The sequence below is a fragment of the Nannocystis punicea genome, assembly GCF_026965555.1.
GTDB classification, from domain to species: domain Bacteria; phylum Myxococcota_A; class Polyangia; order Nannocystales; family Nannocystaceae; genus Nannocystis; species Nannocystis punicea.
Map to the genome: position 1 here is coordinate 663126 of NZ_CP114040.1, position 25615 is coordinate 688740.

Here is a 25615-nt window from a genome sequence, read left to right on the forward strand (position 1 = left end):
GGTCGGGCAAATGCGACGGTCGAAGCGTGTCGATTCATGGCGCAGCATTTCCTTGAAAGAGAGGGTGGTCCGGGCCACACTTGCGATGTCGCGGTTGGACCCGAATGTCGGCCGAAGATTAATCGGCCGACGGCGAACTCGACGCCTTCAAGCCTAAGGGCACCGATGATCAAGTGGGTATCAGGACTTCGGGACCTGATCTCAAGAACCTATCAATATCGGCGTTATGCTCGCAGAACGCCGGCTGCGTGCCCGTGATGCACATTCCACGGTGACCGCGACCACGCCGGCGCAGCGACATCGCGCGCGCTGTTTTTACGCGCAGCGCGTCAGCATCGGCGCTCGTCTCGGGCCGTGTCGCACTCGCCCCGAAAGACTTTCACGCGACCTTGGCCCGCGCGCGCAGCTCCTGCGCGACGCCCTCGACGAGCCGCAACCACGACACGAACACCGTCACTCCGAGCACCAGCGCTGCGAGGCCGAGGCCGAACAATGCTATCGGCGTGCGAGCCAGCGTTTCGCCGAACAATCGCAGCAGTACGAAGGTCCCGCCGGACACTCCGAGCAGCGCGGCCACCAGCCACGCGGCGCGGTCCGCCAGCGCCGGCGCCTGGAGGCTGACCGCCGCGCGACGCAGCGACAGCACCAGCGCCACGGCGCCGATCACCGCCACGAGCTGACCGCCCGCGCCGGCGTAGGTCATCGCTTCCAGGATCACCCGGGGCTCGGCGCGCGAGCTGAATCCGCCCGGCTCCGCGTCGGACCACAGCAGCTCGGCGAACAGAACCAGAGTCATCACCTCGATCGCGAGGCCGACGGCCATCGCGACCAGCGCGACGCCCAGCGCGCCGCGGCCGATCTTCAGCGGCGCGTCGGCGTAGCGGGTGAGCCCCGCGAGCTGGGCGACCACCGCCGGCAGCGGCACCGCCAGCACCGCGAACAGCAGCTTGCCGCGGGTCGTCGGCGAGGTCAGGCCGAACGCCAGAGTGACGACGACGCCGACCACCAGCAGCGTGACGCGGGTGACCAGCGCGCGGAAGTAGAGGTCGAGGCCCGACGCCGCGGCGGCGTAGCGGTCGTCCGCGGGCTCGGCCGGGGCGACGCGGGCGAACGCGATCAGCGTCGCCATCGCCGCCCCGATGTCGGTGACGTAGAACGCGAGGGTCATCCACACGCGGCGGACGTAGTCCGCGTGGTCGACCACGGGCGCGTCCGCCACCATGAAGCCGACGATCAGCGCCAGCCGGAGCGTGTAGAGCAGCGCCGCGATCGACCACGCCATCCCGACCCCGTGGCCCCAGGCCCGCCGCGCCCGCAGCAGGGCCGCGAGCAGCAGGGCCGCGGCCAGCCGGTCGAACACCAGGGCCGCTCGCAAGATCGGGCTCGCCTCCACGAGCGCCGCGGCGTCGCGCAGGATCATCCACTGATAGGACACCAGCGAGGCGGCCACGAGCGCGGTCGACAGACCTGCCCCGAGGAACATGGCCCTCGCGCCAGAGTCGGCGGTACCCCGCCGCAGACGCAGCAGCGCGACCACTGCGAGCCCCGCCATCAGCGCGCGCAGCGGCGCCTCGGCCCGGGCGATCCACCCGAACCAGTGGTACCACCCGAGCCCGAACGCCGAGCCGGCGGCGGCGTCGTCGGCCAGCAGCGGGACGAGGCGGCGCGACAGCTCCAGCACGAGGTCGGTGGCCAGGACGATGAGCAGCGCCCAGGCGCCGGCGCGGGCGGCGTGGGCCGAGGGGGCGGTCGGCATCGGCGCGGAGTATACCGGCTTGACGCCGGCCCGGTGGGGTTGCGACCCTCGGCCGCGAGTGACTGCGGCCCAAGACGTCCTCCATGAGCTCGAGGCCCTCGGCAGCGAGCAGACCCGCAAGACCTACCGCCGCCACGGCGTGACCGAGCCGATGTTCGGGGTCAAGTTCGGCGACCTCGAGAAGCTGCGCAAGCGCCTCGGCCGCGACCAGGCGCTGGCGCGGGCGCTGTGGCAGAGCAAAAACCACGACGCCCGCGTGCTGGCGGCGATGATCGCCGATCCCGCCGCGTTCGACCTCGACGTCCTGCGCAGCTGGCAGGCCGAGGCCGCCTGCAACATGCAGTCGGACACCCTGATCGGCCAGCTCGGCGCGCGCCTGCCGGCGGCGCACACGGCGGTCGGACCGTGGCTCGACGCCGCCGGCGAGTCGCAGCGGCGGGCCGGCTGGGTGCTGGTGGCGCACCTGACCCAAGATTCACCTGACCTCGAGGACAGCTTCTTCGCGGATCTGCTGCCCCGCATCGAGCGCGAGATCCACGGCGCGCCCAACCGCACCCGCGAGGCGATGAACCGGGCCCTGATCGCCATCGGCGTCCGCAGCGACGCCCTGGCCCGCCTCGCCACCGCCTCGGCGAAGAAGATCGGCCCGGTCGAGGTCGACCACGGCGACACCGACTGCAAGACGCCCGACGCGGTCAGCTACATCGCCAAGGCCCGCGAGCACCGCGCGAAGCAGGAGGCGAAGCAGCCGGCGGCGAAGAAGTCGGCCGCGAAAGCGGCGACGGCAAAGACGGCGGCGAAGACGACCAAGCCGGCCGCGAAGCAATCATCCGCCGCGAAGTCGCGCGCGCGTTAGACGAAGCATCGCGCGCGCGAGGGGAGCCCGAGGGTCGTGCATGGACGCCCGCGCGTCATGGGAGCCTCGCAGACGCAGGATTGGCCCGCTCACCGCGCCGCGACGCGCGTGACCAGGCACGATTGATTGTTGCATTGCAGGACGGCATCCCGGCCGACGGTGGCCCAGGGGTGCAGGAGCGGGCCCACCACCGGCGACGCGGGGAGCGGCTGGTCCGTGGGCCAGGCGAAGACCCCATTATCTAATTCCCACAGGGCCGTCGCGTGATCGCTCGCCACCGCTCGCAGCGAAGGTCCGATTCGCGGCAGCTCCTTTCGGGTGCGGCGATCGATCAGGGCGCTGTTGACGACGAGCACCCGGCCCTGCTCGAGCGCGGCGCCCAGGTACACCTGCGAGACGCCCGCGATCGTGAAGCGCTGGCCGGGGGCGCCCGTCGTCGGGTCGATCTCGATCACGCTCGTGTCCCCCGTCGGCGAATCGCCGTGCGCCAGCCCTCCGGGCGCCACTGCGTGGAGGCTCTTCCCGTCGGGCGAGAAGATCAGCTCCTCGATCGATCCGATGCCGGGGATCTCCGTGCGCCGGACCTCCTTCATGCTGGCCGTCTCGAGCACCGTGACGGTCTGCTGGCGGCCCTCGCCCATCAACCCGAGGACCGCGTGCCGGCCGTCGGGTGAGACCGTCCAGTCGGACGGCGACCCGATCTTCGCGGACGTGCGCGCGCCGGTGCGGAGATCCACGCGGTAGAGTGTTCCCTGGTCGAGACCCATCGCGCTCGTGCCGTCGGCCAGGACCGTGAGCTCGAGGAGCGCGGGCACATTGGGGAATGTGGCCACACGGCTGCAATCACGGGTGTCCCAGATCGACAGGTGGCCCGCCGAACTCAGCACCGCGCGGTCTCCCGCCGGCGAGAGCGCCGCGCTCTCGATCTTGAACAGCCGCCCGGGCACCGCGCGGTCCTCACCGGTGACTGCATCGACGACGCGTACGCCGCTGTGCACCGCGTGAGCGACGCGCGTCTCGTCCGGCGAGAAGGCGACGTGCCCGGGATACGGCAGTCCCCATTGCGTGAACAGCGGCTGGCCGGCGGCCACGTCGAGGATGACCAGGCCGAACTCCCAGGCCGCTTGCGATCGCTCGAGCAGGAGGCCCAGCCGCTTCCCGGACGGCGAGAACACGAGCTTGCGCGCGGTCGTCCCCGCGGGCAGCGTGAAGCTCGACGTCGCGGCGCCGGACGGGACGGCGGCGATGCGCAGTTGGTCGCCGTCGATGAACGCCACGAGCCCGCCGTCGCGCGACAGATCGACCTCCCCGAGGTGTTCGCCTCGCCGCTTCAAGAAGGCGATCTCCGCCCGGGAGGACCGGTCGAACACGTGAATCCCGTCTCCCTGATAATCGCTCTCGCCCATCCGGCTGGGCGCGAGCGCCACCCGTCGCCCGTCGCCGCTCAAGGCCGAAGCCCGGAGCTCCATGCCCGCGCACAGCTCGCCCTCCGACTGCAGCGCGTCGCCGAACAGACTCACGCAGGCGCGGCCGAAGCCCTGCCGCTGGAGCGCCGCCGAGCAGTCGTCGGCCGGGAGGACATCCTTGTCGGCGCCCGACGGGAACTGGCGCCTGCTGATCGGCTCGCGCCCCGGCATCCGGACCAGCGCGAGCTCGTCGCCCTCCACCACCGCTGCGCAGGTGCCCGACGGCGAGACACCGGCGGTGACCGTCCCCAGCTCGAATCGCTCGAGGACGACGCCCGACCGGGCATCGGCGATCTCCCAGCTGCCGAGGCCCTCCAGGTACAGTCGATCCGCCGCCGGGAACAGCACCGGGCCGTATTCTCGTACCGTCGCCAGCCGGTCCGAACCGATGCGGCACGTGAAGCCCGGCGGCACGTCTTCCTTGGCCGCGCGATCGTCCGGCGCAGGCAAGGCCGCGAGCACGCGCGCCTCGCCTGGAGCGGTCGCGCCGCCCTCCGCCGGCGGCGCCACGGAAGCCGCCGGCGAGGGCTCGGACCTGGCACAGCCGGCGAGGAGGAGGAGAGCGACGGCCGCCACGGAGCGAGTCCCGACGAGGGCGTGAAGCACCGGCGCATCCAAGCGCACCGGCCCCCGCGACGCAAGTGGCCCGCCGTGCTCATGGGCACGCAGCTCGACGTCCTTCAGGCAGAGCGCCGCCGACGTCCTCGTCAACGTCGGCGACCAAGCCGATCGCCCGAGGAGTGGCGAACGTGGCCAATTGGCCCATTTCCTGTCCGAATGGACAGGCCCGGCTTCAGCGCCTCCTAGGACGCGCGCTTGCGGGTCGCGCTGCCCTTGCCGGCGCTTTTCGTCGCCGGACGCTTCTTCGCCGCGGTCTTCTTCGCTGCCGCGCTGGTCGCCGGACGCTTCTCCGCCGCGGTCTTCTTCGCTGCCGCACCGGTCGCCGGACGCTTCTCCGCCGCGGTCTTCTTCGCTGCCGCGCCGGTCGCCGGACGCTTCTCCGCCGCGGTCTTCTTCGCTGCCGCGCCGGTCGCCGGACGCTTCTCCGCCGCGGTCTTCTTCGCTGCCGCGCCGGTCACCGGACGCTTCTCCGCCGCGCGCTTCTTCGCCGCTGTGCCGTTCGACGCAGTCTTTATCGCCGCGGCCGTCTTCTCCGGCACGCTGCTCGCCAGAGTCTTCTTCGCCGCGGTTTTCTTCGCCGCCGCGCCATTCCCCGCGGGCGCAGGAGTTCCGCGCTGCTTCACCGCGGCTCGCTTCACCGACGAGTCCCGCGGCGAGGTCGCCTCCTCGCGGCTCGACGTCTCTCCACCGATCTGCGGCACTCGCACGATATGCAGCGTCTCGCCGCCCTCCTGCCCGAGCACGCACACCTCGCCTGCGACCAGCCCGCCGCTCAGGTCGAACCCGTGTCGATTCGCCAGCTCACCGCGCAGCGAGCCGTCGGTCCGCGAGAAGGCGGCGAGCGCCTGCCACCCTCCGCCGGCCTTCCTCGCCGACAGCGCGACCACTGCGTCGCGGGTGACGAGCGGCGGCGTGTGCGTCGTCGCCGCCACGCGCTTCGTTCGCCAGCGCAGCGCGCCGGTCGCGAGGTCGAGCAGCGCGAGCTCGCCGAGCCTCGGCTCGAGCACCGCGACCGCGTCCGCGCCCGCGTGGACCTGCACCAGGCTCTGCGCCTGGGCTCCCGGAAACGCGAAGCTCCACACCGGCGCCCCGTCCTCCGGACGCAGTCGCGCCAGCTCGCCGCCGAGAGCGGTCGCCAGCACCACGGACCCGGACGCTGTCACCACGCTGTCGGTCGCCCACATCAACCTGCCCTTTGGGTCATATGCTCGTACCACGTCGTCGAGCGTGAACAGGAACCCGCCGGCGAACGCGGCCAGTCCGCTGGCGAGCCCGCCCTCGACGAGGGTCCTGCGCTCCCCGGTCGTCGCGTCGGCCAGCACCAGCCGGTTCGCCGGGCCGAGCCGCTTCGAGGCCGCCAGGAACGCGAACACGCCGTCGCAGTGGGCCGCCTCCGCCGTGTCCTCCGGCGCGGCCACGCGACGGACCTCACGGCCGCTCGCCGGATCGAGGAACACGAGCGCGAGCGCGAACGGCGGGTCGAGCCGACTGGTCAGGACGACCGGATGACCCTCGAAGATGCCCACCAGCCGGCTCCCGTCCTCGACCTCGACCTCCCACGATCGCTCGCCGGCGAGCGACGCCGCCGCGAACCGGAGATCGTCGGGCGACCAGTAGAGCGCGTGTGCGTCGACGAAGCGGGGAGAGTAGAGCGCGCTGGTCAGCCTGGCGACTGCGTGGAGGTCCGACGAGTTCTTCGGCATCGGGCCGGGAACGTATCACGCCCGCGGCCGCGAGGATCGGCGTCTCGAGTCAATCAGGGCGCCGGCCAGAGCATCAGCTGCGGGTCGGGCCAGCGGAACGGGTTGCCCTCGGCGTCCGCATCAGAAAAATGATCGCTGCAGCCGTCGATGCTGCCGGGCTCGTTCAGCAGCGTCCAGAACGACGCGCAGACCTGGTCGGCGATGAAGGCGCGGCACTCCTCCATCGTGTGCTGGCCGCTCGCGGGGTCTGTATAGTAGGCGCGCACGAATTCCCACGCCAATTGTTGCAGGTCCGCGACCGGCTCCGCGGGCACGCCCTGCGGCACCGGAGCGCCGACCGGCGAGCTGCGGAACACCGCGGCGTGGGTGACGAGCGCCGCGTAATACGCCCCGAGCGGCGTCAGGTGGACGTCGTCGCTGAAGATCTGGTCCATCTTCTCGTTCACCGCACCACCGATGCCCGCGACCTCGTCGGCCAGCGCCGCCTCGACCAGGCGGACCAGGGCGGCGCCGACCGGCAGCGTCGCCAGGCGGTCGGGCCGGCCCTCGGCCTCGAGCGTGTGATTGACCTTGGCCGCCACGCACTCCCAGGCGACCAGCGCGTTCTTCTCGTGGGTGATCCACGCCTCCGGGGCTGCCTTGTCGATGTCGAGCCAGCTGTGATAGAGGAGCGTCTGCCCGGCCGGATTGCCGTCGATCAAGCGATCGTGGTAGTGGCGCAACAGGCCCGCGGTGTCCTCCCACTGGATCGTGCCGAGGATGTCGTGCCGCTCGGTAATCACCAGAGTGTCGTACAGCTCGCCCGGGCCGAGGGTCTGCGGCGCCGCGAGCTCGGCGATGACGTCCATGTCGCTGCCCTCGCGGTTCTTGCCGGTCCTGTAGCCGGGCCAGTCGAGGTTGTCCCAGCTGTCGCCGAGAGTGCGCACGCGGATCGGCGAGCCGATGCCGATCTGTTGATTATATTCGAGGTCGACGCCGAGGCCGGCCGCGACCTCGAGCATATAGTCTGCCAGCGGGTTGTCGGTGAGGCTGTGGCCCGAGATGAACACCCGGGCGTGGTCGCGCGCGCTCCAGCCTGGATCGACGGGCGGATCGCCGGTGGTGTCGCCGGGGCCGGTGGTATCACCGGTGGTGCTCGTCGGCGGGACGCTCGTCGTGCCGGGGCTCGTGGTCTCGTCGCCGGTGGTCGGCGCGGTCGTCCCTTCGGAGCTCGAGCTCGGCGGAGCGGCGGTCTCGCTGGCGCCGGACGGATCGCCGCCCGTCGGGCCTCCGGTCGAGTCCGTGGTCGCGACCGTCCCGCTGTCCGGACAGGCGGAGAGGATCGAGACCAGCGCGAGGCCGATCGTGAGCCGCGACGGGCGATAAGAGAGGAGAGGGCGAGACATGCGGCGACGGTAGCGGAGGTGGCCGGCGCCCGGCAACCACCGGGGGGCGCGGAGCAGCGCCTTCGGGTTTCTCACGGAATCATCATACATGTCTTTCGGGTCATATACTCATTTGCGGCCTGCGAGATCGCCGACGGGCGCCGGCGAGGTGGGGGCGTCCGGCCGCGTCTATGCGCGCGAGAGCGACGCGAGCTTCGCCTCCCCGCTCGTCCGCAGCCAGGTCTCGAAGTCGAGCAGGCCCGGGTGCAGGCGGCGGAGCGCGGGGATGTCGGCTCTGGTTCGATAGCGCTGGACGAACGCCATCACCAGGCCGAGGGCAGGGTTGTGCTGGACGACCTCGGGCGGGTAGGGCTCGTAGGCGATCGTCCGGCCGGCGGCGCGGCCGAGCGCGGCGGCGATCTCGGCGCCGGTGAGCACGTCTCCGACCAGCGGGAGCACCGTCCCTGCGTGCGCTACGGGGTCGGCGAAGGCGATCGCCGCGAACTTGCCGATGTCGTCGGCGGCGACCAGCGGGACCGGGTCCGCGGGCCTGCCGAAGTACACCACCTTGCCGCGCGAGAACCCGAGGCCCTCGGCCACGAAGTTCTCCATGAACGACGCCGGCCGCAGGATCGTCGCGCGCAGGTCGAGCGTCCGGATGTACTCCTCGATCTGCCACTTGGTGGCCAGGTGCGGCGCGTCGCCTGCATCGTCCGCGCCGTCGACCGACGTGTACACCAGGTGCTCCACCCCGGCCGCCCGCGCCGCATCGGCGACGCTCTTGCCCTGGCGGATCTCGTCCTCCGCAGTCACCCCGTATTGAGGCTGTCCCGCGCTCGTCTGGACGCTGAAGACCCCGTGAGCGCCGCGCAGCGCCGCGTCGAGCGAGGCCCGGTCGTTCAGGTCGCCCGGCACGAGCTCGAGCCCCGCCCCGGCCAGGGCCCGCGCCTTCGCGCCTCGCGGGTCCGCCGTCACCCAGATCCCCATGGCCCCGCGCCTTCGGGCGCGCGTTTCTCAGGCAGGCTCCTAGCGGACGCGCCGGCGCTGCCGGCCGGTCGGCTCCAGTCGCCACGCATCGATGTCCGGTGGCGCAGGCAGCAGAAGCCGAGGTGAATGTCGGCCGCGTCGGGCGCGTTCGTGCTCGCGCCATGCGCCCTGCCCTGATCCTCCTCGCCCTCGTCGCCTGCAGCTCGACCTCTCCCCCTGTCGCCCCGAAGGGCCCCGAAGGCGGCGGCACGCCAGCGCCGGCGTCGTGGGTCGGACTCACCGTGGGTCAGGTCCTCTCCCAGTGCGGCACGGTCGCCGGCGAGATGGAGATGGTCGACGAACCCCCTGGCAAGCTCCGCGCAGTCGAGTTCGATTGCCATCAGAGCGATCCGGCGAGACGCGTGATCTTGGAGTTCGAGTACCACGAAGGATTGTTCTCCTCCGAGCGCTCGTGGTCGAACGAACTGGTGACGGCCCAACGGGTGACTCGCGTGCCCGAGTCGCTCGGGTGGTGAATGGGAGGTCGCTCGTCGGGGTACCGCGCCGGAGTGGTCGGCGCAGGCCACGAGCCTCTTCGACGGGTCGGCCGGCGCCGGCGGATCCACGACGTCACGCCGGCATTCGGGCACGCCGTCGCGGCTCGCAGGTCTTGCTCGACCGCGGCCGGCAGCGGCGGGATCGACGAAGTCGACTGCGGCCGTGCCCGTGACGGGGTGCCGGCCCGCTGGCCGTGGTCGTCCTCGCCGCTGTGACGGGAGCTGCGTGAGGGCGTCGGACACGAATCCGCGCATTCGTTCCTGTCCCGATTGTCACGGGTCAATGACAGGAGTGCCGGCGGGAGGACAATCGCGTCCGCGTGCGCGGCGCGGGAGGACCTCAGCGAGATCGGTACGAGGCGATCGTGCTGCGATTGCACGGGGTCGCCGAACCTCGCGGGGACACCCCGGGCCCGCGGACGCGCGGGCCGACCGCGAATCGACGGTCGGCGGGCGGCGAATCGACGGTCGGCGGGCGGCTCCTTCGGCGCGACGCCGACGCTCGCGCGCGCGATCGCATGCAGACCTGCATCCGCGGCCGTCGCGGCTCCCGAGGTCCGGTCGGGGTCACGCGGCTTGTTTCCAGCGAGCTCACCGGTCTACCTTGCCCGCGCACGGGGTGGAGGCGCGAGCGCGATGGTCGAGAACACGCGGCTGAGTCGACGAATCATCTACCTGCCTCTTGGGGCAGCTCTCTTCTCGTTCGGGTGTTACGCCCCCGACGCGCAGGTCGAGACCGAGGGGCCGCAGTCGACCGGGTCGGACTCGACGACGACGGGCAGCGGCGGCGAGACGCCGACGACCGACGCGCCGCCGACGACCACCGACGACAGCGGCGACACCACCGGCGTGCCGGGCGACTGCTACTCGACGCGCGACTACTTCGCCGACAAGGTGTGGTCCAAGGGCATGGGCACGCTGTGCGTGCAGTGTCACGAGCCGACCGGCTCGGCGGCGGCGAAGGGGGCGAAGTTCCGCCTGCTCACGCCGGTGTACCCCGGCTTCATCGAGGCCAACCTGGCCAACATCCAGAGCCTGGCCGGCTACGAGTTCGAGGACACCCCGCTGATCCTCGCCAAGCCGAGCGGCGTGGTCGAGCACGGCGGCGGCGCGGTGCTGCCGGCCGACAGTGAGCTGTACAAGAACATCCAGACGTTGCTCGAGCAGCTCGAGGACCCGATCGAGTGCCCGCCGCCGAGCACCGGCGAGAGCTTCCCGGACGTGATCCTGCTCGACCCGGTGGAGACGCTGCGCAAGGCGTCGCTGCACCTGGTCGGCCGCCTGCCGCTCGCGGACGAGATCGCCGCGGTCGAGGCCGACGGCGAGCCCGGGCTCATGGCTGTCCTCGAGGACATGATGACGGAGGACGCGTTCTACGCCCGCCTCACCGACGTCTTCAACGACACGTTCCTGACGGACATGTACTACGGCGGCGGCTCGCTGAACAACATCAACTCCGGCACGCCCGACTGGCCGAACGTGGCCAAGTACTTCGACAAGATGAACCCGATGCCGGAGGATCAGAAGCAGCGGATCCACCGCGCGGTGGCCCGCGAGCCGCTCGACCTCATCAACTACATCGTCCGCAACGACCGGCCCTTCACCGAGATCCTCACGGCCGACTACACCGTCTTCACGCCCGACTCGGCCTTCATCTACGGCGTCGCGGCCCGCTTCGAGGACCCGAACGACCCGACCGAGCTCAAGCCCGGCGCCCTCAAGGTCACCCGCAACGGCAAGGAGATGACCTACCCGCACGCGGGCATCCTGACCTCGCCGATGTGGCTGAACCGGTTCCCGACCACGCCGACCAACCGCAACCGCCACCGCGCGCGCAAGGTCTACGACCAGTTCCTGGCCACCGACGTGCTCGCGCTGGCCAGCCAGGCGATCGACCCCGACGCCGGGGCCGCGTTCGCCAACCCGACGCGCGACGACCCGACCTGCGCCCAGTGCCACATCACCGTCGACCCGATCGCCGGCGCGTTCCAGATGTTCGACAAGAACAACCAGGAGTTCTTGCTCGAGAAGCCGACCTGGTACCCCGAGATGTTCGCGCCGGGCTACCAGTTCGAGCTGATGCCGACCGACCAGTCCGCCACCGGCGTGCAGTGGCTGGCGCAGAAGGTCGCGAGTGACCCGCGCTTCGCCCTGTCGGCGACCTACAAGATGTACCAGGCGCTGACCGGCGAGGAGCCGGCGCGCTACCCGACCAACGCCGCCGCCCCCGACTACGCGCAGCAGCTGGCCGCGTGGGAGACCCAGGACACCTTCCTGCGCGCGGTCGCGGCCGAGTTCGTGGCCGACAACCACAACCTCAAGACGATCATCGTCAAGCTGATCCTGAGCCCGTACTACCGCGGCGTGCAGGTCGCCAACGAGCCGAGCGAGGAGCACAAGGCCGAGCTGATGCACGTCGGCACCGGTCGGCTGTCGACCCCGGAGCTGCTGGCGAAGAAGGTGATGGCGACCACGGGCGTGCGCTGGGGCGGCACCGGCGACCTGCTGGGCGGCGAGTACAAGCTGCTCTACGGCGGCATCGACTCGAACGCGATCACCCAGCGGCTGACGAGCGTCAATCAGCTGATGGCGAGCGTGGCCCAGCGCATGGCGGTCGAGGTGTCGTGCAGCGCGACCGCGTTCGACTTCAGCAAGCCGGTCGACCAGCGCGTGCTGTTCCCGCTGGTCGAGGCGACCGACTCGCCCGACTTCCAGGAGGCGGCGATCAAGGCCAACATCCAGTACCTGCACGCGCGGATCCTGGGCGAGGACCTGGCGCTGGACGACCCCGAGCTGGAGCGCACCTACGACCTCTACCGCGAGACGTGGCTGGCCGGCGCGCAGAACATCGCCGACGCGCTCGAGGGCAAGAGCCTCGGGCCGTGCGGGGCGACCAAGGACCCCAACACCGGCATGGCGCTGCCCGACGAGCAGAAGCTGACGAACGACGATGCTTACACCGTCCGCGCCTGGCAGGCAGTCCTCGCCTACATGCTGTCGGACTTCGCCTTCCTGTACGAGTGAGCCCACCCAGCGAGATCGGAGTTACGACCATGGATCGCCGCAGCTTCCTCAAGATCGCCGCCGGGACCGGACTCGCCGTCTCCCTGCCGCGCCACGCCCGCGCCGCGCTGCCGCCCTACAAGGGCCCGTTCTACGTGATGATCAGCGCCCGCGGCGGCTGGGACCCCGTGTACCTGTGCGACCCTAAGCCCAAGGGCACGTTCAACCGCCACTACGACTACGACCCGGCCGACCCGACGGCCATCGGCGACGTTCATTACGCCGACATCCCGGTCCCCGCCAACCTGGTGACCGACCCGCTGTCGCTGCCGTACATGATGAAGAACGCCGACTTCTTCGCCAAGTACGCCAGCAAGATGGTCGTGATCAACGGCCTCAACATGGCGACCAACAACCACGACCGCGGGGTGATCACGATCTGGTCGGGCCGCGGCGACGGCAACTACCCCAACTTCGCCGCGCTGGTGGCCGCCACGCGGGCGCCCGAGCACCCGCTCGCGTTCATCTCCAGCGGCGGCTACTCGGGCACGGGCAACCTGATCCCGGTCACTCGCCTCAACTCGGTGGCCTCGTTCCGCAAGCTGGCGCAGCCCAACCGCGTCAACCCGGCCGACCCCAACAACACCACCACGTACCTCCACGAGGACACCTTCGCCCGCATCGCTCAGGCCCAGCAGGAGCGCCTGGCCGCGTTCAAGGCCAAGCAGAACCTGCCGAAGATCGAGGCCGCCGCCGGGCAGCTGTACCTCGCGCGCGGCAACCTCGACCTGCTGTCGTCGGTGGCGCTGCCGGACACGCTCATCGACATGCCCAACGAGATGGGCGACCTCGAGCGCATGGCCCAGCAGACGCAGCTGGCGATGGCGGCGTTCAGCGCCGGCCTGGCCGTCGGCGTCAACCTCGAGATCGGCGGCTTCGACACCCACGCCAACCACGACACGGTGCAGGTGCGCCAGCTGGCCAAGCTGAACTGGGGCATCGACTACGTGATGTCGCAGGCCGCCATGGCCGGCATCGACTCCAACCTGATCGTCATGGTCGGCTCCGACTTCGGCCGCGGCAAGGGCTACAACGGCATGGATGCGGGCTCCGGCAAGGACCACTGGCCTGTCTCTTCGGCCCTGTTCCTCAGCGGCAACCCGGGCCTGATCGGCGGCGGCGGCCGGGTCATCGGCGCGACCACCGAGGCCGAGCAGCTGCCGATCGGCATCAACCCCGACACCCTCGAGCTCGACGAGTCGGAGGACGGGATCGTCCTCACCGCGCCGCACGTCCACCTCGCCCTGCGCGAGCTGGCCGGCGTGGCCGAGAGCCCGGCGGCCAAGAAGTTCGGCATCGTCACCGACGTGCTGCCGCTGTTCGGCTGAGAGAACCGCTGTGGTGATATGTCCGAAAGGGCATGTCACCATCTGCGTTTGCGAATGTGGGCACCAGGGGGCGCGAGACCCCGGTGCCCCACTCAGGGCTGCGCGAAGTCGCGCGCGATCGCGGCGAACAATGTCCCTGCGGTCTGCGGGGGATTCGGGCGCGTTCGCGAGCGGTCGACCGACGGCGCCGCGAACCATGTCAAGCGGCGCTGGAGCCGGCGCTGGGTCCAAGACGACAGGTTCAGGAACAGCTCGCTGGACACTCGTTCGCGTGGCCAGCGCCAGATGCCCGCAGAAAGGCCCCTGCGCCCCGGTTACCGCCGCGTCCTTTGCGCCCAGCCAGATCGGACCGCTGACGGCCGGGATTTCTGGCTGAGTGAACTCACGTCTCTCGCGCAGTCTGATGGGTCCGCTCCAGAAGACTGCGCATTCCTCAGCGCGGCGACCGCCGGCGCACGTGCACCTGGAGACATGTCTCGCGGTCGGTGGGTCTTTTGCGACCTGTTCGAAACGACATGTCCTTTTAGTCATATGTGCAATCACCGCCGAGCGCGCAAATGCGAGCGCGGAGGACACGCATCATTGACGCTTCCTTGAGCCGACGGGATTGTGGGCCGAGGAGGTGTCTCGATGATTCTCGCAAGGACCCTGGCGAAGACGACGATGTGCGTGGCTGTGCTCGCTGTCGGCTGTGTCAACGAAGCGTATGGGCCGGACGCGGAGGAGTCCCACCAATGGAATCCCTTGAGCCTCTCCGACAATCCCGGCGGCGGCGACAGCGGCGGCGACAGCGGCGGCGATAGCGGCGGCGACGAGGGGGGCCAGGGCGACCTCGGGGGGGCGACGGTGGTGGGGGTCGAGACCCTCAATGTCACCATTCCGACGTCGCTGCATGCGCAGGGTCTGGCGATTCCGGCCAAGCTGGTGCGGCCGAAGTGGTCGAAGCCGGTCGGCAAGCAGGCGGCGATGCTGGTCATGCACGGCTCCGGCGGCCTGCTGAAGGACGGCAAGACCAAGGACGCCCCGTGCAGCGACCAGATGGAGTCGCAATTCGCCACCTGGTCGGATCGCCTGGCCAAGCTGGGCTACACCGTGCTGCTGCCCTCCAGCTATTCGGCCCGCGGCTTCTGCGACAAGCACACCCAGGCCTCCAAGATGCCCAAGACCTTCGACGCCAACACCGAGCAGATCATCGGCCGGATCTACGACCTCGACGCGGCGTCGCGCTACCTGTGTGACCGCCCCGAGGTCGACTGCGAGCGCATGGGCCTGCTCGGCTTCTCCCAGGGCGGGACGATGACGATGCTCGGCATGCACTGGCAGCTCGAGCACGCGATCACCTACTTCCGCCAGACCAAGGGCAACACCGTCGACTTCACGATGCCGGACCTGAAGCCGGGGCGGCCGGAGTTCCTGGTCGGGATCGCGTATTACCCCGGCTGCGGCTTCGACGGCACGGTGCCGCTGTCGACCAGCAGCAACGCGGCGGTCGAGAACAAGTACCTGCCGAGCGGGCCGCTGTTCATCCTCCACGGCAGCGACGACCCGCTGGTCGATCACTGCAGCACCGAGTTCGGCGCCGGCTCGCGGCAGATCCAGTCCGGCCAGGTGGCGACCAAGATGAAGGTGCCGAACCTCTACGACATCACGGTCTACCCGAACGCCGGCCACTCGTTCGACAGCGACGGCGCCAACGCCGACGGCGGCACGGCGGAGGGCAACCTCGCGGCGAAGGCAGCGGCCCTGAAGGTCGCGCTCCAGCGGATCGACACCGCGCTCGGCGATTGATCGCCGAGCGCCGGTGCCTCGAGGGCGCGGCGGTCCATCACCAGCTCGTCGCCCTCGAGGCGGTGGATACACGCCTCCGTGTCCTCGTCCGTCACTCGCCGGTGCCTCGAGGCGCGCGGGGCCTTCGCCGTAAGCTGCGCCTCGGGGGTCGAGCAGATGGATGTCGGCGCCGTGGGCCTCGCTGCGCAAGGTCGCGTACGCGCGGGTGTGCGACGCGGGGAGCAGGCCGAAGGTGGGCGAGCCGCGGCGCGGCGGCTTCACGGGAGGTCGCAGAGGGGCTGGCTCAGGCCCGGGAGGGCGCACACGAGGCACACCTCGCCGGGGGCGACGGTGCAGTTATCGACGGCGAAGAGGCCCTCGCAGGATTGCTCGAAGGCGATCGGCGAGCCGAGGGAGTCGAAGTGGATCCGCTCGACCGCGAACGAGCGGGCGGCCACGCCCGCGTAGCCGTGGCCGACGCTGCTGTCGATGCCCTGCAGCCAGGTAACGAGCTGGAACTGCTGCTGGGCGGCGGCCGCCGCCAGAGCGCAGTCGTGCGCCGCCTGCCACTCCTGGGTGGTGTTGTTCCACGGGTCGACGACGCCACAGTCCTGGACCTCGCCGCCGAGCTCGTGGGCCGCCTGGGTGGTGAGCTCGACGAGGTCGCAGACGAACGCCCCGGTGGTCGTGTCGGTGGTGGTGCCTGGCCCGAGAGTGGTGCCGGTGGTGGTGAAGACGCCGTCGGTGGCGGTGGTGACCGGCACCTCGGTGGTGAAGATGCCGTCGGTGGCGGTGGTGACCGGCACCTCGGTGGTGCTGCCGGTCGGGCTGTCGGTGGACGACATGCCCTCGGTGCCGGGCCCCGGCCCGGTGGTGGCGTCGGTATCGGTGGTGTCGCCCTTCGGCCCCGGGCCGCAGGCGGCGAGGGCGAGGACGAGGACGGACCTACGGGCAGGATAAGCGAAGACCATGGCGGGCAGCATAGTCGAGCGGAGCAGGGCGTTCAACGCCGGGGGGCGCGGGGAGGACGGGTGAAAATCGCTCGCCTGGCAGTGCGCACCGGCACGGTCGGCGGCGGATCGATGAAGATAAGATGTCTCTTCGGACATGTCGAAACGCGCCGGTGAATCGACGCTGCCGGCGGTGAGCGTCGCCTGTCCTTCAGGACCGCCGATCTGGGGACAGGGACACTTTCAGGGCGCGAGAATCGAGCCCGGGATCAATATGTCCGAGAGGACATGCCCTTCCGGGCATGTCTTCAGGTCGATGAAGATTTGCGGAAAGACCTCACTGCGTGGGCGGCCCCAGGGAGCCGGCCAGGCTCATGTCGATGCGGCTGCCGATCGCGCGGATCAGCGACTCGATCTCGGCGCCTTCGAGGCGGAGGGTGCGGGCCAGCTGGGCGCGGGTGTCGGCGTGCAGCTTGGCCTGCAGGGCCTTGAGCCAGCGGGCCGCGGTCGAGCGGTGGACGCGGAACAGCGCGCCGAGCTGGTCGACGGTCAGGCGGTCGCGCAGCGACAGGCGCAGGAGGGTGCGCTCGCGGCTGTCGAGCGCGGCCACTGCGGCGCGCAGGGCGGCCCGCAGCTCGTCGCGGCAGCGCTCGCGCAGCAGCACGATCTCCGGGTCGTCGGCCACGGCCGCGTGCTCGAGCAGCTCGCCGTCGTCCTCGACCTCGTGGGCGGCCCGGCGGCGGGCCGAGCGGACCAGCATCAGCGCCTCGCGCACGGTCGCCACCCGCAGCCACGCGCGCAGCGGGCCGCGGCCGGAGTAGCCGGCCAGGCGCGCGGCCTCACCTGTCTCTCGGACCAGGAGGCGCAGGCGCAGCCGCTGGCGGGCCTCTGCGCGCTCGTCGGCGCCGACGCCGACGGCCTGCAGCGCGGCGTCGAGGGCCTCGCCGTGGGCCGCCTCGAAGGCCGCCAGGGCGCCCGGGAGCTCGCGCAGGCAGGCGTCGGCGAGGGCGAGGTCGGCCCAGGCGACCGCGGCGACGTCGACCTCGGGCGCGAGCCGGGGGGCCACGCGGGCGAAGAAGCCGGGCGCGTCGTCGGCGAAGTCGGGCCACGCCGCCTCGACCGCCTGCCACGCGCTCGCCAGCGCGGCCGCGTCGGTCCGCTCGCGCAGCGGCGGGGGGACTTCGCTCCAGCGCGCGACCAGCTGGTCGAGGGCCCGGGCCATGCGAAGCGGATGCTACACGCCGTCGGGGCGTCGGGGTATAAGCGCCGGCCGGCGTGGAATGCCCCGACGACAGCACGTTCGCCGCCTACCTCGAGGGCGCGCTCGCGGGCGCCGAGGCGGCCGCGTTCGAGGGCCACCTCGACGGCTGCGGGACGTGCCGTGAGACCCTGGCGGCGCTGGCCCGGGTGGTGCACCCGGCCGACGAGCTCGAGCCCGCGGGGCCGCGCCTGCGCGCGCGGGGCAGCACCTGCGGGCGTTACCTCGTGCTCGACGTGCGCGGCGCCGGCGGCATGGGCGTCGTGCACACCGCGTACGATCCCGAGCTCGACCGCAAGGTCGCGCTCAAGCTGGTGCGGCCGCAGGCGTTCGGCGGGGCGGCCCACCTGCGCGAGCGATTGGCCCGCGAGGCGCGGGTGCTCGCGCGGATCTCCCACCCCAACGTCGTGCCGATCTACGACGTCGGCGAGGTCGACGGCGAGGTCTTCATCGCCATGGAGTTCGTGCCCGGGCCGACTCTGGCGCGCTGGCAGAGCGAGCAGCCGCGGCCGTGGCGGGCGATCGTCGACATGTACCTGCAGGCCGCCCGCGGGCTCGCGCACGCGCACGCGGCCGGGGTGGTGCACCGCGACTTCAAGCCCGGCAACGCGCTGGTGGGGCCCGACGGGCGCGTGCGCGTGGTCGACTTCGGGCTCGCGGTCGCCGGCGAGCCCGGCCCGGCCGAGGCGCCCGGGCCGGTCGCGTCGGCGTCGCTGACGGCCACCGGGGCGCTGGTCGGCACGCCGGCGTACATGGCCCCGGAGCAGTGGCGCGGGGCGGCCGTCGACGCCCGCTCCGACCAGTACAGCTTCTGCGCCGCGCTGTGGGAGGCGCTGTCGGGCGCGCCGTACCGCCTGCCGCAGACGACCTGGCGCGGCCCGCCGGCGCCCGAGCCCGCGCCGGCGCCGACGGGCGGGCGGGCGTTCCCGCGGTGGCTGCGGCAGGTGCTGCTGCGCGGCCTGGCCGACGAGCCGGCGGGGCGCTTCCCCGACATGCCGGCGCTGATCGACGCGTGCGAGCGCGGGCTGCACCGCCGCCGGGGCACGTTGCTGGCGGCCTTCGGGGCGGTGCTGGCGGCCGCGCTGGCGCTGCTGTGGGGCCGCGAGGGCGCGCCGCCGCCGCAGCTGTGCCGCGACGACCCCTCGCTGCTGGCGGGCGTGTGGGACGGCGAGGCCGCGCGGGCGCTGCGGCAGGGCTTCCACGCCAGCAACCTGCCGTTCGCGGCCACGGTCGCGGCCACGACGGTGAGCGCCCTCGACGCCTGGGCCCTGCGCTGGCACGGCGAGCGGCGGGCGGCCTGCGAGGCGACCCGCGTCTACGGCCACCAGACCGAGGCCGAGCTGGCGCGGCGGACCGCCTGCCTGGACGAGCGGCGCGCGGCCCTGCGCGAGCGCGTGCGCCTGCTGCAGTCGGGCGAGCGCGACGTGGTCGAGGCGGCGGTCGCCATCGCCCACGACCTTCCCGAGCCGGCGGCCTGCCGCGACCCGGCCGCGCTGGCGCAGGGCGGCGAGGGCGACGACGACGACGCGCGCCGCGGCCGGGCCGAGGTCGACCGCGCGGCGGCGCTCGTGCAGGCCGGCCGGTTCGCCGCCGCCGAGGCCGGGGCCGAGACCGCCGGCGCGACGGCGCGCGTCCGCGGCTGGCACGCCCTCGCGGCCGCGGCCCAGCGGGTGGTCGGCGAGGCGCGCCAGGGCCACGGCGACGGCGCGCAGGCCGAGGAGGCGTTTTATCAGTCGCTGTGGGCGGCCGAGGCGGCGGGCGACGACCGGGCGGCCGCGCGCGCGTGGATCGGCGTGGCCACCCTGCTGGCCGACGACCTGGCCCGCCCGGACGAGGCCCGGCGCGCGGTCGCCCACGCCCGCGCCGCGTTCGCCCGCGCCGGCGACGACCCGCGCCTCGGCGCCGAGCTCGAGCTGGCGGCGGCGCTCGGCGAGCGCAGCTCCGGCGACTTCCAGGGCGCCAACACCCGCCTGCGCGCGGCCGTGGCCGCGCTGACGCGGCACGCCGAGCCGGCCGACCCGCGCCTGCTGACGGCGCTGCGCCAGTACGGCCGCAGCTTCTTCGACCTCGGCCAGCACGCGGCCGCGGTGGTCGAGTACCGCCGCGCCCTGGCCCTGGCCGAGCAGCACCTCGGCGCCGATCACCCGGCGGTGGCCGACCTCGCCAACAATCTCGGCACCACGCTGCTCGACCTGCGCGACCTCCCCGGCGCCGAGGCGGAGCTGCGCCGCGCCCTCGCCATCGACCTGCGCGTCCACGGCCCGCTCCACCTCAGCACCGCGGCGGCGTTCGGCAACCTCGCCAACTTCGAGACGGTCCGCGGCGACTTCGCGCGGGCCGAGCAGGCCTACCGCGCGACCCTGCAGATCTACACGCGGCAGGCCAAGCCGCACCCCGACGCCGCCAAGGTCGCCTACAACCTGTCGTCGCTGCTCATCAACAGCGCGCGCCCGGCCGAGGCGCTGGCGCAGCTGCAGTGGGCGCTGAAGGTCCAGCGCGAGACCCTCGGCGAGGACCACCCCGACACCGGCGCCTACCTCACCGGCCTCGGCATCGCGCTCACGGAGCTGCGTCGCCCGGCCGAGGCGATCGCGCCGCTCGAGCAGGCGGTCGCGCTGTTCGAGCGCCGCCCGCGAGACGTCCGCTACCTCGCCGCCGCCCGCAACGAGCTGGCCCGCGCGCTGTGGGACGGCGGCGGCGACAAGGCCCGCGCCCACGGCCTCGCCGAACAGGCCGCCGCGACCTTCCGCGAGGCGCCCGAGTCCGCCAACATGCTGCGCGAGGTCGAGACCTGGCTGGCCGCGCACCCGCTGGCGGGGCGAGGTTAGATTTTTGCTGGTCTTGAGGGCATGTTCTATCAAACATGCCCGTAAAGACATGTTTTTGCGGATGAGCCCGGGTTCGCGTGAATGCGCGATCCGGCCGCACGGGCGTCGATTCGTGGAACTGCGTTCGGACGGACGACTTCGCCCGAACGACAGGGTGGCTTGAACCGGCGGGGGGCGGCGGTATGCTGGGAGCGTGCGGTGGTTCCTCGGCCTGGTCGGCTTCGTCGCGGTGCTCCAGATCGTCCTGGCCTTCCTTCTGATCGTCAATGCGCTGTGGACGGTCGCCTTCGACTCCGCCGCCGAGGTGTCGTGCGCCGTCACGCTCGCGCTGGTGCTCGGCTCCGCGGGCCACTACGCGCGGCGCGGCACCATCGTGCCGCCGCGGCCGCTGCTGAGCCTGACGGCGGCCGTGCTCGCCGCGCCGATGCTGGCCGTCGCGCTCGGCTCGCCGCCCGTCGCCGACGGGGGCCCGGAGCGCCTGGCGCTGGAGTCCGGCTTCGTGCTGTTCCAGATGGTGGGGCTGTGGATCTTCGGCGGCGTGCTGTTCGGCGGTCCGTTCGCCCGCGCCGCGCTCGCGCTCGAACCCGACCGCGAGCTGCAGCACGAGGTCCGCGTGCGCGTCGACTCCCGCCTGGTCGAGTGACCCCCGCGCCAGACCAGGATTGCGTGCGGGACCGGGTCCGTAGGACCGCAGCGACAGCTTCGAACCCTCCGATCTCCGGTGCACGGGACCGGTCGTGGGAGCCGATGCTCTCCTGGCGGCTCAACGGCGCGGCCGGCGGGCGATCGCGTCGAATGCGGCGCCCCGGCATCTCGCGAATTTATTCGCATGACATGTCCCAAGGGACATTTTATCCTGCCTCGCCCATTTTTCCATAGGTGGCCAGCCCAGGTTTGCTCGGGATAGACTCGGGGTGCAGAAAAAAGTTTGCGTGAGGCTCCCGTTCGCTCTGGCTGCGCCCCCGGCCTTGATGTCGAGCTCATCGCGGCTAGAGTCGTCGCAGCCGTGCGAGAGGCTCGGCCCGACAGAGCCCGGGTGGTGGCTCTCCAGTCATTGGGAGAATGAAGACATGAAGACGATCTATACGAACAGTCAGTCGACCCTCCGGCAGGTAATGGACTCGGAGCTCCAGAAGAACCCCAGGGTGGTCGGGTTCAGCCTGCGATTTGAGCGGAACAGGGAGCAGAACACGTGGAGCATCCACAGCGAAGAGTTCGAGTTCGACCTCCCGATCCACGACCCGCAAACCTGAGCCGCTGCACGCGCAGGTCGGCACGGGGCTCGGAGCCGCGGGGCGTGCGAATGAGGCCCCGGCTCCGTCCCTTGGGCTCGAACGGGTCGACGGCCTGCGCGAGCCGGATCCGCCTCGAGCGGCGTCGCTCACCTCCCAACCATTGGCAGCCTGCGGGCTCCACGAGCGTCGCCACGGCCATACCGGCGATCGCCTCGTCGCCGCGGCGCCCTGGCGAGCGGGCCGCGGAGTGCCTGTCTCGAAGGACAGCTCACCGCGGCCCTGGCCGCGCCCGCCTTCAGCGCGGGAGGTGCTCGGAGATCCACCGCGTCGTCTGGGCGACCACGTCGGCGCGATTCGTCTCGTGGAACATCTCGTGGCGACCACCTGGCCACAAGTGCAGGTCGACCTCGAGGCCGAGCTTGCGCATCATCTTGACCAGGGCCTCGACCTGGCGGCCCTTGCCGCCGACCGGGTCGAGGTCGCCGCCGAGGACCGAGTAGGGCACGCGGGGCAGGCGGCCGAGGAACTCGGCGGTCTGCAGCCTGGCCTGGCCGCCGACCAGGTCGCGCCACAGCGAGGTGGTCGGCAAGAAGCCGCACAGGGGGTCGCGGACGTAGGCGTCGACCTGGGCCTCGTCGCGCGACAGCCAGTCGAACTCGGTGCGGTTGGGGCGGAAGGCCCGGTTGTAGGTGCCGAAGGCGGTGGCGTTGAGCAGCTTGCTGCGGCCCCGGACGCCGATCCGGCGCAGCTCGACCTGGATGAGGCCCTGACCGATGCGCAGCAGCGCCCCGACCTTGCCCGTCGCGCCCGACAGCACGACGGCGCCCGGCCGGGCGCCGCTGGTCGCCAGGTCGTGCAGGGCGATCACCGAGCCCATGCTGTGGCCGAGCAGCGCCCAGGGGAGCTCGCCGAAGCGCTCGCGGGCGTGCTCGCGGACGCGCGCGGAGTCGGCGAGGACGGCGCTCCAGCCGTCGCGGTCGCCGAAGAAGCCCAGCTCGTCGGGCCCGCTGGCGGTGTGGCCGTGGCCGCGGTGGTCGTGGGCGACCACCGCCAGGCCTGCCCCGCACAGCCCGGCCGCCAGGCCCTCGTAGCGGCCGGCGTGCTCGGCCAGGCCGTGCAGCACCTGGACCAGGCCGCGGACCTGGCCGTCGTCGGGGGTCCACACGTGGACGTGGGTGGTCACGCCGTCGCCGGGGAGGCCTGCTGTCTCGTGCTTCACGCGCGCACACTACCACGGCTCGAGGTCGGATCGCCGTCTGCCCGGGACAACCCCGTTCGCGTTACCCTCGCGGCCATGGCCAGACCGCGTCTCGTCGCCGCCCTCGCGCTGCTCCTCGCCGGCGGTTGCATTCAGTTCGAGCACGGGCCGACCACCGATGGGCCCGGTCAGGCCGGCACCACCACCGGCGAGGACGAGGAGCCGCCGCCGGTGGTCGACTGCGACCCGCTCAGCCAGGACTGTCCCGACGGGCAGGCGTGCTCGCTCGTCGGCGGCGACTTCAGCTGCATCGAGGTGTTCGTCGACGGCGGGCTCGGCGACCCGTGCCAGGCCGCCGGCGAGTGCAGCCCCGGCCTCGTGTGCCTGCCGGCCGGCGCGCTCGGCGGCTGCGACGGCTCGTCCTGCTGCAGCCCGCTGTGCGACGTGAGCGACACCGGGGCCCAGTGCGGCAGCGCCTCCGAGGTGTGCGCGCCCGTGTTAACCGGCGACGACGTGCCGCCGATGTACGCCGACTACGGGGTGTGCCGGCTGCCGTAGCGGAGGGCGTCGTCATTCATGGTACATGTCCTGAAGGACATGTTTTATCGGGGCGATCGCCAGGAGCGGCCTGGCCGACCTCGGTGACGCGGTGCTGGTCACCTCTGCCGCCGGTGTTCGGGCGAGGCGCCGCGGCTGCGTCTGCTCGACCCGCGGCGGCGCCGTCCGAGCTCGCCCGGCCCGGCGTCGACGATGACCGCGCCGAGCGGCGAGGGGTTCACGGGCGTGGGGGCAGCGCGCGGGAAATCGCGGCGCGTCGGGCGATCGGGGCGCGACGCGTTCGTGAACGCAGCGCACTCGGCGAGCAGGGACGACAGGTTCGTGATCGCAGCGCCCCGGCGAGCACGGCGTGACGCGTTCACGAACGCAGCGGGCGCGGCGAGCAGGGCGCGGCGCGTTCGTGAGCGCGGCGTGCGGATTTCGGCGACCCGGTCGGACCGCGAGGCGCAGTGCTGCGCGGAGCGCGAGTCCGACGATATGTCACGAAGGACATGCCCGAACAGGCATGTCATCACCCTGGCGCCTCACTCCAAGACGGAGCACACGCCCACGCTCCAGTACTGCGGCGGCGGGTCGTCGAGCAGGGGGATGCACTCCTGGCCGACGCCGGGGCAGGTGTTCGGCTCGCCGATGTCGCAGTAGGGCATGCAGCAGCCCTCCGCGTCCTGGTCGCATTCGGCGGCCACGGTGGGCAGCACGCACAGGAGGCCTGGGTCGCAGACGTTGAGGAACATGCAGGCGTCGAAGGCCTGGCCCTCGCGGCCGCCGGCGTCGGGGGCGCAGGCGAACACGTTCTCCTGTGATTGGTGCGGGTAGCAGGCCTCGCCGGCGGGGCAGTCCTGCATCAGCGGATCGCAGCCGGGGAGGCAGAGGATCAGGACGTCGTTGTCGGCCACCGAGCAGTAGTTCTCGGGGTCGGCGCAGCTCGGCGACACGGGCGTGCCCTCGCACATCGCCACGCAGTGCCCCGCGAGCCGGTCGTCGAGGTCCCAGCATTGAAGGTGCTCGTCGCAGGTGTCGAGGCCGGAGGTCGGGTGGTCGGCGACGGTGCACGGTTCGCCGAGCTGCGCCGGCTGCGGGGCGATCGGCACGCACTTGTAGGCGCTCCACGGCTGGTCGCCGCCTTCGTCGTAGGCGGCGCACTTCTGGCCCTCGGGACAGTCTTCGAGCCAGGGATCGCACTCGGCCGGCGGGTCGCCGGTGTCGACGGCGGTCGTCGACGTGGTGTCCTCGCCGGTCGTCGAGGTGGAGCCGGTGCCGAGCGAGTCGGCCGCCGTCTCGCTCGATTCGCCGGTCTCGGCCGGGTCGTCCTCCGAGGTCGCGCTCGCCGAGGGGTCCGTCTCCACGGAGGTGCCGGCGGTGCTCGAGGTGCTGGTCGTGCTGGTGGAGCTGTCGAACATGGCCTCGGTCGGCTTGACGCCGCTGCCATGGGTGTCGTCGGGGCTGCTGCTGCCGCCGCTGGCGTCGGTGTCGTTCTCGACGGCGGGGCAGGCGAGCAGGCTGAGGAGCGGGAGGACGAGGAGGGCGCGGGACATGATCGGTTCCTGTCGTGACGGTGAAGGCGCCGGCGCGGTCCCCATTTAAAAATAGGTGACCTTTCGGGCATGTCCGGAGAGGCATGTCGAGCGGCGGGCCGAGGCGAGGGGGGACGGAGGTGACCCCTTCGACTCGGGCTTGCCCGCGGCGACGCCGGCGCTGACAGGCGGGCGTCCGCGCGTCGCGAGGATGCGCGAAGAAACCCGGATTTTGGGGGCTGCGCGGGCACGGCGGCGCTCCCAGGTCCGATCGGCGTCCGAGGGGCGCTGCCGCGCCAGCGTGCGTCCGGCCGCTCGGGCCGAGCGGCGCGCAGGGGCGACGCGAGCCGGCGTCTCGAGGATGCGCGAGCGACGAGCGAAGCGTCACGAGACTCATCGGCCGTGCCCGCGTCGATGGGCGACCGAGCGAGCGATCAGGTCCGGGGCCGGTCCTCGTCTCTCCGTTGATTCGCAACCTGAACCATCGGCCAGAGACGCAGGCGAGCAGAGAGCCTCCGGCGGGAGCATTGATTTGAAACCTGCCCGATCGGTCAGTTCGAAGACGCGGGCGAGCAGTGAGTGACCGGCGCGAGGATTGATTTGCGGCCGGATCGGTCGAGCGGGGGG

At 71.9% G+C, this 25615-nt stretch carries 18 protein-coding genes; 9 read left to right on the forward strand and 9 right to left on the reverse strand.

The genetic code is table 11. The features are described from left to right. Positions 1–379: 379 nt before the first annotated feature. Positions 380–1756, reverse strand: coding sequence for a hypothetical protein (locus O0S08_RS02430; RefSeq protein ID WP_269037326.1), 1377 nt, complete (start codon positions 1754–1756; stop codon positions 380–382). Between the two features lie 58 nt (positions 1757–1814). Between O0S08_RS02430 and O0S08_RS02435 the strand changes: the two genes are divergently transcribed. Then, a complete protein-coding gene (locus O0S08_RS02435; protein ID WP_269037327.1) occupies positions 1815–2612 on the forward strand; it encodes a DNA alkylation repair protein in 798 nt (265 codons plus the stop codon). Positions 2613–2701: 89 nt separating this feature from the next. Here the strand turns inward: O0S08_RS02435 and O0S08_RS02440 are convergent, their stop codons facing one another. The 4 genes from O0S08_RS02440 to O0S08_RS02455 all read right to left on the reverse strand — a co-directional run bounded on the left by O0S08_RS02440 (position 2702) and on the right by O0S08_RS02455 (position 8753). After that, on the reverse strand, positions 2702–4540 hold the full coding sequence (locus tag O0S08_RS02440; RefSeq protein ID WP_269037328.1) for a WD40 repeat domain-containing protein: 1839 nt from the start codon (positions 4538–4540) through the stop codon (positions 2702–2704). 341 nt (positions 4541–4881) lie between these two features. Next, on the reverse strand, positions 4882–6402 hold the full coding sequence (locus O0S08_RS02445; RefSeq protein ID WP_269037329.1) for an outer membrane protein assembly factor BamB family protein: 1521 nt from the start codon (positions 6400–6402) through the stop codon (positions 4882–4884). Positions 6403–6455: 53 nt separating this feature from the next. Further along, the gene (locus O0S08_RS02450) at positions 6456–7787 is read right to left on the reverse strand and encodes a hypothetical protein (RefSeq protein WP_269037330.1); all 1332 of its coding nucleotides are present in this window, start codon (positions 7785–7787) and stop codon (positions 6456–6458) included. 168 nt (positions 7788–7955) lie between these two features. After that, a complete protein-coding gene (locus tag O0S08_RS02455) occupies positions 7956–8753 on the reverse strand; it encodes an NmrA family NAD(P)-binding protein (RefSeq protein WP_269037331.1) in 798 nt (265 codons plus the stop codon). Between the two features lie 161 nt (positions 8754–8914). Between O0S08_RS02455 and O0S08_RS02460 the strand changes: the two genes are divergently transcribed. The 4 genes from O0S08_RS02460 to O0S08_RS02475 all read left to right on the forward strand — a co-directional run bounded on the left by O0S08_RS02460 (position 8915) and on the right by O0S08_RS02475 (position 15468). Beyond that, the gene (locus O0S08_RS02460) at positions 8915–9268 is read left to right on the forward strand and encodes a hypothetical protein (RefSeq protein WP_269037332.1); all 354 of its coding nucleotides are present in this window, start codon (positions 8915–8917) and stop codon (positions 9266–9268) included. Positions 9269–9925: 657 nt separating this feature from the next. Beyond that, a complete protein-coding gene (locus O0S08_RS02465; protein WP_269037333.1) occupies positions 9926–12313 on the forward strand; it encodes a DUF1588 domain-containing protein in 2388 nt (795 codons plus the stop codon). 137 nt (positions 12314–12450) lie between these two features. Beyond that, complete coding sequence (locus O0S08_RS02470) at positions 12451–13680, forward strand: DUF1501 domain-containing protein (RefSeq protein WP_269041934.1); 1230 nt, start codon at positions 12451–12453, stop codon at positions 13678–13680. A gap of 744 nt (positions 13681–14424) precedes the next feature. Then, positions 14425–15468, forward strand: a complete 1044-nt coding sequence (locus O0S08_RS02475) for a dienelactone hydrolase family protein (protein ID WP_269037334.1) — start codon at positions 14425–14427, stop codon at positions 15466–15468. Positions 15469–15725: 257 nt separating this feature from the next. Here O0S08_RS02475 and O0S08_RS02480 read toward each other — a convergent pair whose 3' ends face one another. After that, on the reverse strand, positions 15726–16292 hold the full coding sequence (locus O0S08_RS02480) for a hypothetical protein (RefSeq protein WP_269037335.1): 567 nt from the start codon (positions 16290–16292) through the stop codon (positions 15726–15728). A gap of 442 nt (positions 16293–16734) precedes the next feature. Then, complete coding sequence (locus tag O0S08_RS02485; protein ID WP_269037336.1) at positions 16735–17619, reverse strand: transcriptional regulator; 885 nt, start codon at positions 17617–17619, stop codon at positions 16735–16737. Positions 17620–17672: 53 nt separating this feature from the next. Between O0S08_RS02485 and O0S08_RS02490 the strand changes: the two genes are divergently transcribed. The 3 genes from O0S08_RS02490 (at position 17673) to O0S08_RS02500 (ending at position 21736) form a co-directional block, all read left to right on the forward strand. Next, positions 17673–20483: a serine/threonine-protein kinase gene (locus O0S08_RS02490; protein WP_269037337.1), complete on the forward strand. Its 2811-nt coding sequence runs from the start codon at positions 17673–17675 to the stop codon at positions 20481–20483. Between the two features lie 193 nt (positions 20484–20676). Continuing rightward, positions 20677–21126, forward strand: a complete 450-nt coding sequence (locus tag O0S08_RS02495; RefSeq protein ID WP_269037338.1) for a hypothetical protein — start codon at positions 20677–20679, stop codon at positions 21124–21126. A gap of 427 nt (positions 21127–21553) precedes the next feature. Next, a complete protein-coding gene (locus tag O0S08_RS02500; protein ID WP_269037339.1) occupies positions 21554–21736 on the forward strand; it encodes a hypothetical protein in 183 nt (60 codons plus the stop codon). 277 nt (positions 21737–22013) lie between these two features. Here O0S08_RS02500 and O0S08_RS02505 read toward each other — a convergent pair whose 3' ends face one another. Beyond that, complete coding sequence (locus tag O0S08_RS02505; protein ID WP_269037340.1) at positions 22014–22937, reverse strand: alpha/beta fold hydrolase; 924 nt, start codon at positions 22935–22937, stop codon at positions 22014–22016. A 75-nt stretch (positions 22938–23012) separates the two neighbouring features. On the opposite strand from O0S08_RS02505, the gene O0S08_RS02510 reads away from it, so the two are divergent. Next, positions 23013–23474 (forward strand): hypothetical protein, encoded by a 462-nt coding sequence (locus O0S08_RS02510; RefSeq protein ID WP_269037341.1) that lies wholly within the window; start codon positions 23013–23015, stop codon positions 23472–23474. Between the two features lie 524 nt (positions 23475–23998). Here the strand turns inward: O0S08_RS02510 and O0S08_RS02515 are convergent. Beyond that, on the reverse strand, positions 23999–25009 hold the full coding sequence (locus O0S08_RS02515) for a hypothetical protein (protein WP_269037342.1): 1011 nt from the start codon (positions 25007–25009) through the stop codon (positions 23999–24001). Between the last annotated feature and the right edge of the window lie 606 nt (positions 25010–25615).

Excerpts from the sequence above, each read along its gene's own strand:
- O0S08_RS02430 (WP_269037326.1), bottom strand. The coding sequence starts at position 1,756 with ATGCCGACCGCCCCCTCGGCCCACGCCGCCCGCGCCGGCGCCTGGGCG.
- O0S08_RS02445 (WP_269037329.1), bottom strand. The coding sequence starts at position 6,402 with ATGCCGAAGAACTCGTCGGACCTCCACGCAGTCGCCAGGCTGACCAGC.
- O0S08_RS02450 (WP_269037330.1), bottom strand. The coding sequence starts at position 7,787 with ATGTCTCGCCCTCTCCTCTCTTATCGCCCGTCGCGGCTCACGATCGGC.
- O0S08_RS02455 (WP_269037331.1), bottom strand. The coding sequence starts at position 8,753 with ATGGGGATCTGGGTGACGGCGGACCCGCGAGGCGCGAAGGCGCGGGCC.
- O0S08_RS02460 (WP_269037332.1), top strand. The coding sequence starts at position 8,915 with ATGCGCCCTGCCCTGATCCTCCTCGCCCTCGTCGCCTGCAGCTCGACC.
- O0S08_RS02465 (WP_269037333.1), top strand. The coding sequence starts at position 9,926 with ATGGTCGAGAACACGCGGCTGAGTCGACGAATCATCTACCTGCCTCTT.
- O0S08_RS02470 (WP_269041934.1), top strand. The coding sequence starts at position 12,451 with ATGATCAGCGCCCGCGGCGGCTGGGACCCCGTGTACCTGTGCGACCCT.
- O0S08_RS02480 (WP_269037335.1), bottom strand. The coding sequence starts at position 16,292 with ATGTCGTCCACCGACAGCCCGACCGGCAGCACCACCGAGGTGCCGGTC.
- O0S08_RS02485 (WP_269037336.1), bottom strand. The coding sequence starts at position 17,619 with ATGGCCCGGGCCCTCGACCAGCTGGTCGCGCGCTGGAGCGAAGTCCCC.
- O0S08_RS02500 (WP_269037339.1), top strand. The coding sequence starts at position 21,554 with ATGAAGACGATCTATACGAACAGTCAGTCGACCCTCCGGCAGGTAATG.
- O0S08_RS02510 (WP_269037341.1), top strand. The coding sequence starts at position 23,013 with ATGGCCAGACCGCGTCTCGTCGCCGCCCTCGCGCTGCTCCTCGCCGGC.
- O0S08_RS02515 (WP_269037342.1), bottom strand. The coding sequence starts at position 25,009 with ATGTCCCGCGCCCTCCTCGTCCTCCCGCTCCTCAGCCTGCTCGCCTGC.